At 49.1% G+C, this 15,888-nt stretch carries 13 protein-coding genes and 1 pseudogene; 11 read left to right on the plus strand and 3 right to left on the minus strand.

All coding sequences use genetic code 11. From position 1 onward, the window contains the following. Nucleotides 1–3 precede the first annotated feature (3 nt). From ruvX to NYE54_RS09485, 8 genes are all read left to right on the plus strand, one after another. Nucleotides 4–417, plus strand: coding sequence for a Holliday junction resolvase RuvX (gene ruvX / locus NYE54_RS09450; RefSeq protein ID WP_215162246.1), 414 nt, complete (start codon nucleotides 4–6; stop codon nucleotides 415–417). Between the two features lie 17 nt (nucleotides 418–434). After that, nucleotides 435–737, plus strand: a complete 303-nt coding sequence (locus tag NYE54_RS09455) for a DUF1292 domain-containing protein (protein ID WP_076320459.1) — start codon at nucleotides 435–437, stop codon at nucleotides 735–737. After that, complete coding sequence (locus NYE54_RS09460; protein WP_179090578.1) at nucleotides 737–1,048, plus strand: DUF1292 domain-containing protein; 312 nt, start codon at nucleotides 737–739, stop codon at nucleotides 1,046–1,048. Before NYE54_RS09455 ends, NYE54_RS09460 begins: the two co-directional genes overlap by 1 nt. A 94-nt stretch (nucleotides 1,049–1,142) precedes the next feature. Next, the gene (gene mltG, locus NYE54_RS09465) at nucleotides 1,143–2,186 is read left to right on the plus strand and encodes an endolytic transglycosylase MltG (protein WP_339271785.1); all 1,044 of its coding nucleotides are present in this window, start codon (nucleotides 1,143–1,145) and stop codon (nucleotides 2,184–2,186) included. A gap of 116 nt (nucleotides 2,187–2,302) precedes the next feature. Next, nucleotides 2,303–3,235, plus strand: a complete 933-nt coding sequence (locus NYE54_RS09470; RefSeq protein ID WP_339271786.1) for a peptidase U32 family protein — start codon at nucleotides 2,303–2,305, stop codon at nucleotides 3,233–3,235. Between the two features lie 12 nt (nucleotides 3,236–3,247). Next, a complete protein-coding gene (locus tag NYE54_RS09475) occupies nucleotides 3,248–4,594 on the plus strand; it encodes a U32 family peptidase (RefSeq protein WP_339271788.1) in 1,347 nt (448 codons plus the stop codon). A gap of 213 nt (nucleotides 4,595–4,807) precedes the next feature. Continuing rightward, nucleotides 4,808–6,982, plus strand: coding sequence for a methyl-accepting chemotaxis protein (locus NYE54_RS09480; protein WP_339271790.1), 2,175 nt, complete (start codon nucleotides 4,808–4,810; stop codon nucleotides 6,980–6,982). A 412-nt stretch (nucleotides 6,983–7,394) separates the two neighbouring features. After that, nucleotides 7,395–9,185 (plus strand): penicillin-binding protein 2, encoded by a 1,791-nt coding sequence (locus NYE54_RS09485; RefSeq protein WP_339271792.1) that lies wholly within the window; start codon nucleotides 7,395–7,397, stop codon nucleotides 9,183–9,185. Here NYE54_RS09485 and NYE54_RS09490 read toward each other — a convergent pair. Then, complete coding sequence (locus NYE54_RS09490) at nucleotides 9,134–10,297, minus strand: AI-2E family transporter (RefSeq protein WP_339271794.1); 1,164 nt, start codon at nucleotides 10,295–10,297, stop codon at nucleotides 9,134–9,136. The genes NYE54_RS09485 and NYE54_RS09490 overlap by 52 nt on opposite strands. Nucleotides 10,298–10,439: 142 nt before the next feature. Here NYE54_RS09490 and NYE54_RS09495 point away from each other — a divergent pair, with 142 nt between their 5' ends. After that, complete coding sequence (locus NYE54_RS09495) at nucleotides 10,440–11,822, plus strand: polysaccharide deacetylase family protein (RefSeq protein ID WP_339271795.1); 1,383 nt, start codon at nucleotides 10,440–10,442, stop codon at nucleotides 11,820–11,822. A gap of 128 nt (nucleotides 11,823–11,950) precedes the next feature. On the opposite strand, the gene ilvD is transcribed toward NYE54_RS09495, so the two are convergent. Together ilvD and NYE54_RS09505 are read right to left on the minus strand one after the other, a co-directional pair. Continuing rightward, nucleotides 11,951–13,639: a dihydroxy-acid dehydratase gene (ilvD, locus tag NYE54_RS09500; protein ID WP_076320468.1), complete on the minus strand. Its 1,689-nt coding sequence runs from the start codon at nucleotides 13,637–13,639 to the stop codon at nucleotides 11,951–11,953. A 238-nt stretch (nucleotides 13,640–13,877) separates the two neighbouring features. Continuing rightward, nucleotides 13,878–14,117 (minus strand): annotated as a pseudogene (locus NYE54_RS09505) (general stress protein); the annotation flags it as partial. 209 nt (nucleotides 14,118–14,326) lie between these two features. On the opposite strand from NYE54_RS09505, the gene NYE54_RS09510 reads away from it, so the two are divergent. After that, complete coding sequence (locus tag NYE54_RS09510) at nucleotides 14,327–15,094, plus strand: HAD family hydrolase (protein WP_339271797.1); 768 nt, start codon at nucleotides 14,327–14,329, stop codon at nucleotides 15,092–15,094. Nucleotides 15,095–15,131: 37 nt separating this feature from the next. Continuing rightward, nucleotides 15,132–15,884, plus strand: a complete 753-nt coding sequence (locus tag NYE54_RS09515) for an NAD-dependent protein deacylase (protein WP_339271798.1) — start codon at nucleotides 15,132–15,134, stop codon at nucleotides 15,882–15,884. Nucleotides 15,885–15,888 lie beyond the last annotated feature (4 nt).

Here is a 15,888-nt window from a genome sequence, read left to right on the forward strand (position 1 = left end):
GGGATGAAGAAGATCATGGGATTAGATTACGGGGACCGCAGAATCGGTGTTGCCATAAGCGACGTGTTCGGATGGACGGCCCAAGGGGTTGAAGTTATCGAGCGCCGCCGTGATGAAGGCGAACTGGACAGAATTGCCACACTCGTCAAAGACAACGAGGTCGGTGAGATTGTGGTCGGCTTGCCTAAAAATATGAACGGCACGATTGGTCCGCGGGGCGAAATCTGCATGGAATTCGCAAGTACATTGCGAGAATCCCTATCCTTACCCGTTCACCTTTGGGATGAACGGCTATCAACAGTATCCGCTGAAAGGACATTGCTTGAAGCCGATGTCAGCCGAAAGAAGCGAAAACAGGTTGTAGATAAAATGGCGGCAAGCTTGATTTTGCAAAACTACTTGGATTCTAAAAGGTAAAGGTGAGGGTGATTACAATGGCTAATGAGCATATTGGTATGGAAGAAGAACCGGAAATTATTTATATTCCCGACGATGAAGGCAACGAGGAAGAATTCGAAGTCATCATGAAATTCGAAGTGGATGGCTCGGATGCTAAATATATGATGGTCGTACCAAGGGAGTCTGCCGACGAAGAGACAGACGAGGTCTACGCCTTCCGTTATGAGGAAGACGGAGAAGACTTGAAATTGTTTATGATTGAAGATGACGAAGAATGGGCCATTGTTGAAGAAACCTTCAATACGCTCGTGGAAGAGCTGGACGGGAGAGACGAATGATGTCTGATTTTTCGGTTGAGAATATCGTATGGACCCAAGTACTTAAGGAAGCATTCGGTGAGAGTGTAGAGCTTGAGGACGAAAAAGGCCATATCGAGGTTTATGATATTGCCGCCGAATTTGAAGTGGATGGTCAAGGGTATGCCATTCTGGTTCAGCCGGATCGAACCGATGAGGAGTACGAGGTGCTTCGTATCGTCAAGGGTGAGGACGGCGGATTGCAGCTGGCAACCATTGATGACGACGAGGAATGGGAGAATGTGTCGGAGCTCTATGATGAGCTGACGTTTCCCGAAGGTGACGAGGATTAAGTTCCCTCCTACAGGAGCACATGCTTAATTTTCAAATGAAAGTTCAGGAAGGGGCGGAGCTGTCCGCCCCTTTTGGTGTGAAGGGATGAGTAGATTGAAGAAACTGGCAATAGCAGTATTGGTCCTGATCCTAGTTGCGGGTGGGGCCGTATTCTACGTATGGAATGGTTTACAGCCCGTTCACAGCTCGGAAACTCCTGTCGAATTCACCGTGGAGTCCGGCATGAGCACGTCCTCTATCGCCGATCTGCTGGAGGAAAAGGGATTGATCAAGAACGCCCTTATACTTAAAGGCTATTTAAAGCTTAGCGGGGAAGGAAGCCGTCTGATGGCAGGAACCTATGAGGCAACTCCAGGCACTCCGTTCAAGGAACTATTATCGAAGATGAACAAAGGCGAAGTGAAGCCCGAGGAGATGGTTCGTTTCACGATCCCTGAGGGATATACGATCCTTCAGATGGCGGAGACGATCGCTCACGAGAGCGGAATCGATGAGCAGGAATTTCTGAAGGTTGTGGATCAGACTGCCGGCTGGGATGTTCCGATTGCAGAAGAAATTCCCCAAGAAGCAGACCTCAGGCATCACCTCGAGGGATACCTGTTCCCTGCGACCTATGAGTTACCGAAAAAGGATATCACGGCAACAGGCATTGTAGAAACCATGCTGAAAGAAACGGAGAAACGTTTGGCTGAAATTCCGGGTTGGGAGAATCAGTTAAAGGCTCGCGGCGTGACATTCCATGAACTCATGACCATCGCTTCACTAGTTGAGCGGGAAGTGGTTGCAGATCAGGAGCGTGCCCTGGTGGCCGGCGTTATTTATAATCGATTGGAAGAGGATATGAGGCTGGAAATCGATGCCACCGTTCAATATCTGTTAGATAAACCGAAGGAACGACTGCTTTATGCCGATCTGGAGGTTGAGAGCCCGTATAACACTTATCGTCAAAAGGGTTTGCCGCCTGGGCCCATCTCAAGCCCGAGCCTGAAATCTATTCAGGCTGCCCTGAATCCGGAGAAATCCGAATATTTGTTCTATGTGACAAAGAAAGACGGTACACAAGAGCATTTGTTTGCCAAAACGTATAAAGAGCATTTGAAGAATATCGAGACCAGCAAGAAGATGGCACAACAATAATAATAATATTACGTGTTTAGCATTTCCCCCTGATACGCTGCTGACAAGGAACAGATCCTAGTTTCGTACTCAGAAGAGTCTTGTTGAACACCCTCTAAGTAGGGAGGAATTTTTAAATGAGTATCAAATCTGAATTATTGGCGGCAGCCGGGTCCGTGGCTGATGCCGCTGCTTATCTGGAAGCGGGAGCCGATGCACTGCTCGTCGGCGAAGATCGATTCGGCATGAGATTGCCCGGCAGTCTGACATTGGACGAAATAACTCAAGTCGTACAGCTTGCTCATGAGCGAGGAAGTAAAGTATACGTAAGCTTGAACAATTTGATGACGAATGATTTGCTGCCGGAGCTTCCAGCCTATGTTAAGGCACTGGGAGAGATCGAAGTAGACGCGGTGGAATTTAATGATCCATCGGTGCTCACTACCGTAAAAGAGTTGGCTCCACAGGTAAAACTTCATTGGAATGCAGAAATGACCGCCACCAACTACTCAACGGCCAATTATTGGGGAAGCAAAGGCGCATCCCGGGTTATTCTTGCGCGTGAATTAAATATGGATGAGGTAACCGACATGAAGCCTCAGCTTCAGCTGGAAGCACAGGTTCAGGTTCATGGCATGACAAACATCTATCATTCCAAGAGACGCCTGGTCAACAGCTATATGCAGCAGCAGGGCAGGCCCGTGAATGAGGGCAGCCTTGGCAAGGAGCGCGGTTTGTTTCTCATTGAAGCTGAGCGTCAAGAAGAGAAGTATCCGATCTATGAGGATATCAACGGAACCCATATTATGAGTTCGGAGGATATTTGCATTCTGGAGGATCTGCATCTCTTAATGGCAGCAGGCATTGACAGCTTTAAGGTAGAGACGCTGCTGAAGCCGCGGCATTACAATGAGCTGGTCATTCGAACTTATCGCCAAGCGATTGATCGATATGCTGCAGATGCTTCAACTTATGCATTTCAGGAAGAGTGGATGGACGGAATCCGCGCTATTCAGGATCCGGAACGTGAATTGTCATTTGGATTTTTCTATAAGGAACAAGTTTATTAAGGAGTGGACAGCATGGAAGCAATGGCACAGCCAAAGTATAAGGGCAGACGCTATCGCCTGGACAAGCCGGAATTGCTCGCCCCGGCTGGTAATTTGGAAAAATTGAAATTTGCGGTGCATTATGGCGCCGATGCGGTATATATTGGGGGTCAGAAATACGGCCTTCGTTCCAATGCGGACAACTTCAGCTTTGAAGAAATGAAAGAGGGCGTGGAGTTCGCCAAGAAATACGGCGCTAAAGTATTTGTAGCAACCAACATATATGCGCATAATGAGGACATTGAGGGAATTGAAACCTACCTGCGAAGTTTGGAGGAAGCCGGCATTGCGGCAATCATCGCTGCAGATCCGGCTATTATTGAGGTGGCCAAACGTGCTGCACCCAAGCTCGAAGTTCATCTGAGCACACAGCAATCCACATTGAATTGGCAGGCCGTGAAGTTCTGGAAGGACGAAGGATTGCCGCGGGTTGTACTGGGACGCGAGGCGAGCCTGGAGGAGATCGCAGCGATTAAAGAACATGTCGACATTGAGATCGAGGCCTTTATCCATGGCGCGATGTGCTCCTCGTTCTCCGGTCGCTGCGTGTTATCCAATCATTTTACGGATCGTGATTCCAATCGGGGCGGATGCTGCCAATCCTGCCGCTGGAAATACGATTTGTTTGTGGATGGAAGAGAAGATCAAGGCCAGTGGGTATCGGAAGAGCAGCAGTTGATAGAACAGCCGGCCCCTGCTCCGTCCCCATTCAAACCGGGCGTTACGCAGATCCCGCTGTTCCAGCCGGAAGACAACCAGTTTACGATGGGGTCGAAGGATCTCTGTATGCTCGAGCATATTCCGGATCTGATTGAGGTGGGAATCGACAGCTTCAAGATTGAAGGACGGATGAAATCGATCCATTACGTAGCGACTGTGGTCAATGTTTATAGACAGGCGATTGATTCCTATATGGCTGACCCTGAGCATTATGTATTGAAGCCGGAATGGATCGAGGAAATTAATAAAGCGGCCAATCGACCGCTGAATACCGGATTTTTCTATGATACACCGGATCATGAGGATCATATCTATGAACCGGAAGAGAAGGCGGTTCCTTATGACTTCGCCGGCTTGGTGATGGAGTATGATGAGAAATCGGGAACGGCCGTCATTCAGCAGCGAAACCACTTTAAGCCTGGGGATGAAATCGAGTTTTTTGGACCGGAAGGAACCTTCTTTAAGCAGTCAGTTGGTCCTATTAGGGATGAGAATGGCAATGAACTTGATGCAGCTCGCCATCCTTTGCAGCTTATTCGCATGAAGGTGGACCAGCCGGTGCGTCATTTTGATATGATGAGAAAACGCAAAGGAAAATAAAAATATAGTCACTTAGAACTACACAATTGAGAATCCGGGTCTGTGGATGGACCTTGGATTCTTTTTATTTGTAAAAAAATTAGGGATTAAGAATTATTTTTTTGCGAAAACCCAAAGGAAAACACCTCCAATTGTCGAAATAAAGAGTAACGAATACGTTTCAAGGGATTGGACCGACGTATTAATAATATGATTGTGGTAGGTGAACAGCTAATGTCAGAAGTTGAGCAGCATGATAAGAAGCCGAAAAAGAACAAGAAGCCCGGAGGAATTAAAGAGAAAAAGGAAAAACCTTCGGCATCAACAGGGATACATACTGCCAAGTCGTTCTTTTCAACCGTGGGAACGGCTATAAGCCGGATGCCGATGAACCCGGCGAAATCCGTCGGAATTCGGTTGTTCCTGATCTTTTTGTCAGCTATTGTATTTTTTGTTATCGTCTTGGGGTATCTGTCGTACGATAAGGCGAAGAGCACGATTGAGAAGAATGCTGCGAACGGCAATCAGCAGACGATCATTCAAACCTCTGAGAAAATCGACATCATTCTGGAGAAGTATGAGAATGCCGGTAGATCAATCTTCTATGACATTGAATTGCAGAAGTTATTGTCTGAATACACGGATAAAAAGTTAAGCGATTACGATTCGTTTACGGTGGAGCGCAGCATTCGCGATAAACTATCCAATCAGATTACATCGGATTCGTCGATCAGAGCCATTTATCTGATTCCTACCAAGGGAGAGAAGATCATATCGGCAGGTCAAACCTCGGAATCTTCGAAAACCGTCCTTGAGCAAAGCTGGTATGCCGAACTGAAGGAAGGCAACAAGAAGATAATATGGCTGCCAACGATGCAGAACAGCGGAGCTCCATATTTCACGATTGCCCGTTCTTTGGGGTCTATGAATGATCTGAATTCAACGTATGTCGTTATGTTTGAACTTAACGCCTCGGTACTGGATACGCAGCTGAAGGGAATCAACCTGGGCGAGAACGGCCAACTGCAATTGATCAGTCCGGAAGGCATCGTTGTCTCTTCCAGCGAGTCATCTATTGTGGGTTCGGAAACCGCCTGGACGTTTGCGAAGGAGTTTCCGGAGGACTCCAGAACGGATAACGTAAGAACCAAGGATGAGAACGGAAGTCAGGTTCTGGCGGTGTACAATACGCTCAGCACGAACGATTGGAAACTCGTAGGTTCTGTCCAAACCAGCGAGCTCACGAAGGATGCGTCAAGCATCCTGGTCATCACGCTTATCGTGGCTGCCATCGACGTTATTTTTGCCATTCTGATCGGGATTTGGATGGTAAGAATGATTGCCCGTCCATTAGGCAAGCTTAACCTGTTGATGAAGGAAGGCGCCAAAGGCAATTTGAATGTTCGTACAGATCATAAGAGCCAAGACGAAATCGGTCAGCTCTCCGCAAGCTTTAACGATATGATGGAGCAGATTACCGGACTCGTTCAGCAAACGAGCAATACCGCTCAGGAAGTGCTTAGAACGGCTACCGAGTTAAGCGATGCCTCGAAGAAGACGGCTATTTCCGCCAAAGAAATTGCCGTAGCTACCGAGGAAATTGCCAACGGTGCCAGCAGTCTGGCGGTTGAAGCCGAACGCGGCAGCGATCTGACCAACAACATCTCGAAGCAGATGCAAATTGTCGTTTCCGCCAACGAAGAGATGGGCAAATCGGCCCGTCACGTGGAAAGCGCGAGTGAGCTTGGAACGAAGCATTTGAGTGACTTGCTGGATAAGACCCATCAGACCGAAGATATGACCCGCTCGATGATGCATAAGGTCGATGGCTTGAAGGAGACGACTTCATCGGTTGTCAAAGTGCTTGACGTCCTTCAGAACATTACGAAGCAAACGAACATCCTCTCATTGAATGCAACCATCGAAGCGGCCCGTGCTGGGGCGGCTGGTAAAGGCTTTATGGTCGTGGCCGATGAAATTCGCCAGTTGGCAGACCAATCCAGGCAGTCCATCGATATGGTCAGCCAGATTACAGATCGCATCATGACCGAGATGAATGAAACCGTGCAGGTATTGCTGGACGCGAATCCACTCTTCAAGGGTCAGATGGATGCTGTTAAGGAAACGAACGATATCTTCGTATCCGTTCAGCAGCAGATGGTCGACTTTATTGAGTCTTTGGATTCGGTAACGCATTCGATTGATGAACTGAATGAATCTCAGAATGTACTTTCGGAAGCGATGAGTAATGTGAGTGCGGTAGCCGAAGAATCCTCTGCAACTTCGGAAGAAGTGGCTTCTCTCTCCACAGAGCAGCAGAGCGTCAGCAGTCAGCTGGTAAATCTATCATCGCAGCTGGAGAATGTATCGAATGAGCTGAAAGAGACTTTGTCTCGTTTTAGACTGTAAGATTGAATATATAATTCAAAGGCTGTTCCATCAGTTTAAGCTGATGGGGCAGCCTTTTTTCAGATTACAGAATTTATAAGTTTTCAGTGGAGCGAAAGCCATTCTGTATTTGCATTTATAGGTTTTGGGGCTCCCCGCAAAGTATTTGGAATAAGGAACGAAGCATAGACTCCACTTTGTGGGGGATTGTCTTGGGCTCCCCGCAAAGTATTGGAATAAGCATCGAAGCATAGGCTCCACTTTGTGGGGCTTTTTTTCGATATCGGATAAAAATAACTTTCAGAGGAGATGGGATTTTGGAAAAAATGCTAAGATTTCTGGAGAGCTCATTTTTGTAGAGAAGTGAACATGATTGAGTCAGGCTCCATATGGAAATAATGATGAGACATAGACCATATTGGAGGAGCAAGACATGAGGCTAATCCGAAATAAGCGAATTGCATACGGATGGCTGATACTGACGCTATTGATCGCCGTTTTGACGCTGCGTCTTGCATGGGTACAGCTTGTGATGAAGCATCAGCGGGTTCCCGGCAGCCGACATACGATGGTAGAGGCATCGCTCATACAGAGGGAGCGAGGCATTGTGCTGGATTCCGGTCGCGGACATTTTACGGATCGGAACGGAAAACCGCTCACGGGCAATCTCATCTGGGCAGCCGTGTTGTTTCCTGCAGGCGAGAAGGAACTGAAGAGCTCCCATAATCAGTTAGTGAAGCTGGCACGTATACTGGGAACAAATAAGGATCATTTGATACAGACCTGGGGCAAGCTAAAGGAGCCTGAATTGTGGCATGGAGATAATTCGCTCATTCCTCGATCCTTAACCAAAGATCAGATTGTGCAGATTCAAGAGCTTGATCTTCCCAAACTTAAGGTTCTTCCTTATGAGCAGCGGTACGGCAATCGCCAATCGGGAATGCAGTGGCTTGGTTTTGTGTCAGGTCAGCGTAAGGAAAGCCTGTTCTTTGACGATGATCCGGAGGTTACCGGAACTAGTGGATTAGAGAAAACGATGGATTCGTTGATACGTGGGGAAGGGCCGACCATCGTCTATTTTCCGGTTAACAGCACCAATGAGGTCATTCAGGATATTAAGCCGATGGTGAAGGCGCCTGATAATCGGTACTATCCGTTAAGGGTATCCACCACGATTGATATTGATATCCAACGAGGGATTGAGGCCATAACGGAGAAAGCGGGCATGAAAGAAGGGGCGGTTGTTGTGCTGGACGCTCGAAACGCGGATATCGTGGCTATGGTCTCCAGGCCATTCTATAATCCGGAGCAGATTCACCCGAAGGATGGCCAGTGGGAGAATCGCGGATTGAAAGCAGCCACGCCAGGTTCCATCTTCAAGCTAGTCACGGCCGCGGCCATACTTGAGAATGGTTTAAGCTCTGAAAGCGAACATTTCCATTGTGATGGCGAATACGGTAAGTTCGGAATGTCCTGCTGGAAAAAGGGAGGGCATGGAACGATTGATCTTCGCGAAGGCTTCGCGGAGTCATGCAACGTCGTATTTGCTACTCTAGCGGAGAGACTGTCAGCTCAGCAAATGGCGGAGGCGGCCTCCGCGCTGGGCTTCGGGCAAACGGTAGGCTGGAAATCCCGGCAGTTTTTAGGGCTTCGTTCCTTTGCGCCATTGGATCATGAAGAGAAGGGCACGGTTTTTTCCAACTCTGTGGACACCTCTGATGCAGGTGTTAGGGTCCAGACAGGCATAGGCCAAAGGGACGCTGCCGTATCCCCGCTGCAAGCAGCCAATGCGATGGTCACGCTTCTTCATGGCGGGGTGAAGACCAAGCCCCGTATTTTGCAGCAGATCCGGTATGCTAACGGCCAGCTGCTCCAGGATACGGATCCACTAAAGGAGCGGATATCTGGAAGGAGTATTTCCCGGGAAACCTCTTCCATCCTACTCGAGTGGATGGAGGATGTCGTCGAAGAGGGAACAGGCAGCTCATTAAAAAATCGCAAATGGACTCTTGCCGGTAAATCCGGAACGGCGCAGGTAACCATAAAAGGCCGTGCCCGAAACAACCAGTGGTTTGTCGGGTACGGCCCAGTGGAGAAGCCACGTTATGCCGTGGCTGTATTGGTTGAGAATCGAAGCCCGATCAGCAGCAATCAGGCAACCGACATATTTGGTCAGGTTTCCGATTTCTTGGCTTCGGTTGAATCGGCCTCCGGCTCTGCATAAGAGCGGGACATGTCCCAAGGGGAAACCTCGAATTCTTCGCTCGGCAGCCGGATCCACTGCTTCAGATATCCCTGGGTAAGCAGTTCCTTGATGAGAATCAGAAGGATAGGAGCCAGAATCAAACCGGCAACTCCAAAAATGGACAGCGAGATCATCATAAAGGACAACATCAGAAATGCTGAGGATACGCCGATCGAGTTTCCTGTAATTTTTGGTTCAAGCAGCTGTCTGGAAATGACAACTACGGCAAGCAGTACGATCAAGCCAATGGCAAGCCCAGTGTTGCCGACGATGAACAAATAGGTAATCCACGGAATAAGAATAACGGGAACACCGAGCAGCGGCAGTACATCGAACACAGCGCAGATGAGCGCAACGGACAGGGAATTTCCCGTACCTAAGATCAGAAGTCCTATGTATACAATGACAAAGGTAATGCTGACCAGCTTCATCTGAGCTTTTAAATACGAGCCAATCGCCTTGAATACATTTTCTTTGAGGAAAAGAAAAGCCATCTTGAGGGTCTTCGGCGTCTTGTCTTTGGCGATTCTCCGCCAGCTGCCGATCTCAATGCTCAGGAAGAAAGCAAGGATGATCGCAACCCCGAAATTCGCGATGAACGAGGAGAACGACCCCATAAACCCAATGACATAATGGAAGAACGATTCGGCAGCACCCTGGGCAAAAGTGGTGATGTCCTGGAAATAACCGTTCAGACGGTCTGTCAGATCGGGTGGCAGCGCGTCGAGCTTGGTTTGGAGGAAATTCAGGCTCTCTGAAAAATGTCTCTGGATCGTTTTGGTGTAACCTGGCAAATTATCCTGCAAGTTCATGAACTGCGATACGATTAGCGCTCCAGCTCCGAACAGGATGCCTAGGATGACCAGCAGGAAGAGCAGAACGGATATCGCGGCGGCAAATGGTTTTGGCAGTCCCCTGCGGTGCAAGAATTTGGAGAAAGGCTCGATAATCAGGAAAACGAGGAAAGATAAAAACACCGGAGCCGCAATTTGGTACAGCTTGCTGAATATGAACATGATCAGGTAAACCGTAAGCACGATTAAACCTATATCGAAGGCGGTTCTCCAATATTTTTTATACAAGGGAAGCATAGTGGGATATCGGCTCCTTTATACTATATTAATTGATATCATTGTACACGATTTATGAAAAAAAAGCCTATTTCTTTAAGTGCTATGCTAAAATAATAATAGTGGCTTCTTTAGAAAAAGAAATAAAAAGCGGGGAGTTAGCATGCAAACATTACTGCTATGGTTGTTTTACCTTTCATCTTTTTATGCATTTATTCCCGGCATCTTGACCCGGATATTTGGATTCCGAGTATTTCGCAGGGGAACAGGCTCGAACGACTTCGCCTTAACCTTTGATGATGGTCCTGATCCCGTCTATACACCAAGACTGCTGGATCTCTTGAAGCAGCATAATATGAAGGCGACGTTTTTCCTGGTGGGTTCTCATGCCGAGAAGCATCCAGAAGTTGTAAAACGCATTCATAGTGAAGGTCATCTGATCGGGATTCATAACTATGTTCACAAGAGCAATTGGTTCATGCGGCCGGTCACCGTCCGTAATCAGGTCAAGCGCACGGATGATATTATTTATTCCATCACCGGTGAGCGCTCGAGTTATTACAGACCGCCGTGGGGAATCGTGAATTTATTCGATTTTGCCAAGAATACCGGCTGCCGCATTATCCTATGGTCGTCGATGTTTAATGATTGGCGGAGCAAGATTGGCGCTGACAAGCTGACTCAGCGAATGCTTGCCAAGCTTAACGGTGGCGAGGTTATGCTCCTTCATGACTGCGGCACGACTGTGGGGGCGAACCCCGATGCACCGGAGCAAATGCTGATCGCATTGGAACGTGTTCTGAAAGTCGCAGAGCAGAAGGGAATGAGCAGCGTCCGAATCGACGACATGATAGCGAAGGAAAGCAAAGTGAAAGCGAAGAAGCTGTCTCCTCTCAAGCGTATGATCGTCTCGTTGTGGCTTCTCTGGGAAAAAGGATTTCATGCGGTGTTTGCGCTCGAAACGGTTACTCCGGCAGATCCGATGCTGCATTTCCGGAAGCGTGCTTTTACCGGTAAGACGGTCGTGATGGAAGATGGCAGCCGACTTGAAAAGGGAGACCGGGTGCTAGAACTTCATTTTGATAACAAAAAATTGTTTGAGATCGGCAGCCGCTCCCGTTCGGAAGTACAGCTCGCCATCAAAATGATTCGTGCCGTGCAAAAAGACCTGCCTTCTCTGGCTAATATGGTGCTGGAACGGCCTGAGTACAAGGATATCAAGGGTTTGTATGCTGTTACCATGATTTCACGGGGACCGGAGCAATTCGGATTTCATGTCATGGATTTACCGCGGGGACTGTTTGCAAGCTCGTCCAGACTGTATCTGAAACTGCTGCTTAGCGTCATTCATCCGAAAGGGCAGGCCCGTCTTAAAGAGGGCAGTCAGATCATGGAGCCGAGAATGCTCATGATGCCGGTGGATGTACTGATTGGCCGTTATGCTGAGAAGAAGAATCAGGCCCAGCCTCCATCCGAGGAGCAGCAGGAAATACAACAAGAACATGTGGGTGACATGGCCGTTGCCAGTGCATCGCAGGGTATGTAATTCATCGAACCGATTGTTTACTGTCATTATGTATGGATCATCTCTCAGATGGAATTTGGATATAAAAAAGGGGTTATCGCTGCAGGCTTACCAATGCCTGCGAGGGATAACCCCTTTCTTTGTTTGAATTAGATTTTCAATACGCCGCCTGAGCTGGCGTTCGTAACAAGCTTCGAGTAACGAGCGAGATAACCAGTCTTCACTTTCGGTTCGAAGTCAACCCATTTGCTGCGGCGTACAGCCATTTCCTCATCGGAAACGCCCAGCAATTGAATCGTCCGGTTATTCAGGTCAAGCTCGATGATATCTCCGTCTTCAACGAAAGCGATAGGTCCGCCTTCTGCCGCTTCCGGCGAGATATGTCCGATACTGATACCGCGGGATGCGCCGGAGAAGCGTCCGTCTGTGATCAGACCGACTTTGGCCCCAAGCCCCATACCTGCGATCTGTGAAGTCGGCGCCAGCATTTCTGGCATACCAGGTCCGCCCTTCGGCCCTTCATAACGAATGACAACCACATGGCCTTCTTTAACCTTGCCGTTGGCAATGCCGCTAAGCGCTTCATCTTGCGAGTTAAAGCAGATGGCAGGTCCTTTATGGTATCCTCCAACCGATGGATCAACGGCACCGACTTTGATGATCGAACCTTCAGGAGCCAGATTACCATACAGTACGGCGAGACCACCGCGCTCGGAATATGGGGAATCGATCGGATGGATAACGTTCTGATCCTGAATTTCGCAGCCCTCTACGTTCTCGGCTAGCGTCTTGCCTGTTACGGTGATGCGATCCCCGTGCAATGCGCCAGGCTTCTTAAGAAGCTCGTGCAGAACCGCGCTTACGCCGCCTGCCAAATGCACATCCTCGATAAAGTAATCCGAAGCTGGAGCCAGCTTGGAGATGTGAGGAACGCGGTCAGCAACTTCGTTGATTCGCTCCAGCGGGTAATCGAGACCGGCTTCTTGAGCGAGAGCCAATGTATGAAGCACCGTGTTGGTGGAGCCGCCCATGGCCATATCGAGTGCAAACGCGTTGTCGATGGCTTCTACGGTTACGATATCACGCGGCTTGAGGTCCATTTTTACGAGCTCCATCAATTGTTTGGCTGATTGTTTAACGAATTCTTTACGCTCTTCGGCAATGGCAAGAATGGTGCCGTTGCCTGGCAGAGCCAGACCCAGCGCTTCGGCGAGACAGTTCATGGAATTGGCGGTGAACATGCCGGAACAGGATCCGCAGGTTGGACAACCGAATTGTTCCAATTCGAGGAGCTCATCATCATTGATTTTGCCAACCTGGTGAGCGCCGACGCCTTCAAATACGGAGGTCAGTGACAATTTACGGCCTTTGCTGTCCACGCCGGCTTTCATCGGTCCGCCGCTGACAAACACCGTTGGGATGTTGACTCGCAGGGCACCCATCAGCATGCCTGGCGTGATTTTGTCACAGTTCGGAATACATACCATACCATCGAACCAGTGAGCGGATACGACAGTTTCCAGGGAGTCGGCTATGATCTCGCGGCTTGGCAGCGAGTAGCGCATGCCGATATGTCCCATGGCAATTCCGTCATCCACGCCGATGGTGTTAAATTCGAACGGAACGCCGCCGGCTTCACGGATCGCTTCCTTCACGATTTTACCGAATTCCTGAAGATGCACATGACCCGGAACGATGTCGATGTAAGAGTTACATACGGCGATGAACGGTTTGCCGAAATCTTCTTCCTTAACGCCTGCTGCACGCAGAAGGCTGCGGTGCGGCGCGCGGTCGAAGCCTTTTTTGATCATGTCTGAACGCATTTTTTTGGTTGTCATGATGTCGATTTCCCCCCAGATCTATTATAAAATTGTTACGCTTTAGCGCGGTCTTCCGGCAAAGCAGCCGGGTACCTGTAAACAGCGAATAGGTTTTAAATGAGTCTATCACAAAAAGGTAGGTTTTTCTACATGATATTAATTAGGAAGCGATGGAAAGAGGCCTGTTGTGATGGCATGCAAAGAGCCTGTTCCCATAGGGTGGGCACAGGCTCCTATTTGAGTGATGGTACTATTTCTTGCCGCCTTTGCGGCCAATTTCCTGATAGAATTCACGATTATGATTCCGCGAGGTGGCTTCGCCGCCCTTTTGACCGATTTCCTGGTAAAACTCGCGGCTATGGTTCTTGGACGTCGCTTTGCCGCCTTTTTTGCCGATTTCCTGGTAGAATTCGCGGCTATGCTTTTTAGCGGTCGCTTCGCCGCCAAGACGTCCTGCTTCTTCGCGGGTCATCTTTCGATTGCTGCTTGTTGCCATCACAAATCACTCCTTTACCGTCGTATTTGCTATGCGTATATGTTACTTACCACGGCTCATTTGTCATGAATCAAAACATTCGACTAAAGATTGGAAAATCCCCATTTCGGATCGATTTCTGAGTCCCAGCGTTAATTCCGTTTAAATCAGAGTTTATTTCATGGTTTAATAAGAGTATGATCAAGAATAGGATAGGGAGGTTTTTTACATTGCCGTTTGTTCAAGTGAAGGGACGAACCGTTCCCTGCAAAGGGATTTTGTTTGATAAAGACGGAACGCTGCTCCATTTTATGGCGCTGTGGGGAGGGTGGACCGATTATGTGCTCAAGTTCATGGAGGAACGGCTGGAATTAATGGGAGCCGGCTTCACGCTGCCGAAAGAGCAGGTGCTGGGCACAAAGCATGATGCAAGCGGGCGCGTGTCGGGTTACGATCTTCAGGGTCCGCTCGCCATGGGCACCGTGGAGGAGACAAACGGGCTATTGGCTTGGCAGCTGTACGCTGCAGGAATGCCCTGGAACGAAGCGATTATGCAGGTCCATCAAATTACGAAAAACGCCATGTATGAAGTTCGTCAGCAGAAGCCGGCATTCCCGATGCCGGGGCTGGAGAATTTTCTGAAGAAGTGCAGCTTGGCTTCCGTGAAGATGGCCTTGGTTACTTCGGATGAAACCTCAAATGCCAAGGAACAGCTGGAGTGGATGGGGCTTCACGCTTCCTTTACGGCCATTTTGGGAAGAGATCAGGTTCGAAACGGCAAGCCGCACCCTGAAATGACGGAGACCGCATGCCGCCTGCTTGGGATTATGCCCGAGGAAGCGGTGGTGATCGGTGACAGCAATGCGGATATGCAAATGGCGAAGCAAGCAGGCGCCGCTCTGGCTGTGGGTTTATTGACAGATGAGGGGGAGCCTGTACATCTGACAGATGCCGATGTTATCATATCCGATTATAATGAATTAGACGTGCACAGGTAGACGTGTTATTTTAAGGGCTGTACGGAGGTGTAAAAGAGTGGAGAACAGGGAAAAGATCGAGCAGTTGGCAACATGGATCGAAGCGAGCGACTACATTGTTTTTTTCGGGGGAGCCGGTACCTCCACGGAGAGCGGGATTCCTGACTTCCGTTCGGCAGCCGGACTATACCAGAGCGAGCACCAATCTCCGTATCCGCCGGAGGTCATGCTCAGCCACACTTTTTTTATGAAGCATCCGGAAGTGTTTTACGACTTTTACCGGAGCAAGATGCTTCACCCGCATGCGCAGCCGAACGGCTGTCACCGGCTATTGTCGAGACTGGAGCATGACGGTAAGCTGAAGGCGGTGGTCACGCAAAATATCGACGGTTTACATCAGACCGCTGGATGTTCTGAGGTGTTGGAGCTTCATGGCTCTGTGCACCGCAATTATTGCATGGATTGCTCCCGGTTCTACAGCCTGCAGGATATTCTGGACATCAAGGAAATTGTCCCGCGCTGCAAGGATTGCGGAGGACTGGTGCGTCCGGATGTCGTGCTGTATGAAGAGGAATTGGACCAAAACATCATCATGCGCTCGATCCAGGAAATATCGACGGCGGATTTGTTGATTATAGGCGGGACTTCCCTGACAGTACATCCCGCTGCGAGTTTGATATCCTATTTTCATGGGAGCAAGGTGGCTTTGCTGAATGCAGACCCAACCCCTTACGATCACCGGGCAGGCCTCTTGATTGCGGATCGGATCGGTCAGGTCATGACGCAGGTGGATAAGCTGATCAGCACGTAACGGC

The organism is Paenibacillus sp. FSL K6-1330 (assembly GCF_037976825.1).
In the GTDB taxonomy this organism is placed as follows: domain Bacteria; phylum Bacillota; class Bacilli; order Paenibacillales; family Paenibacillaceae; genus Paenibacillus_AQ.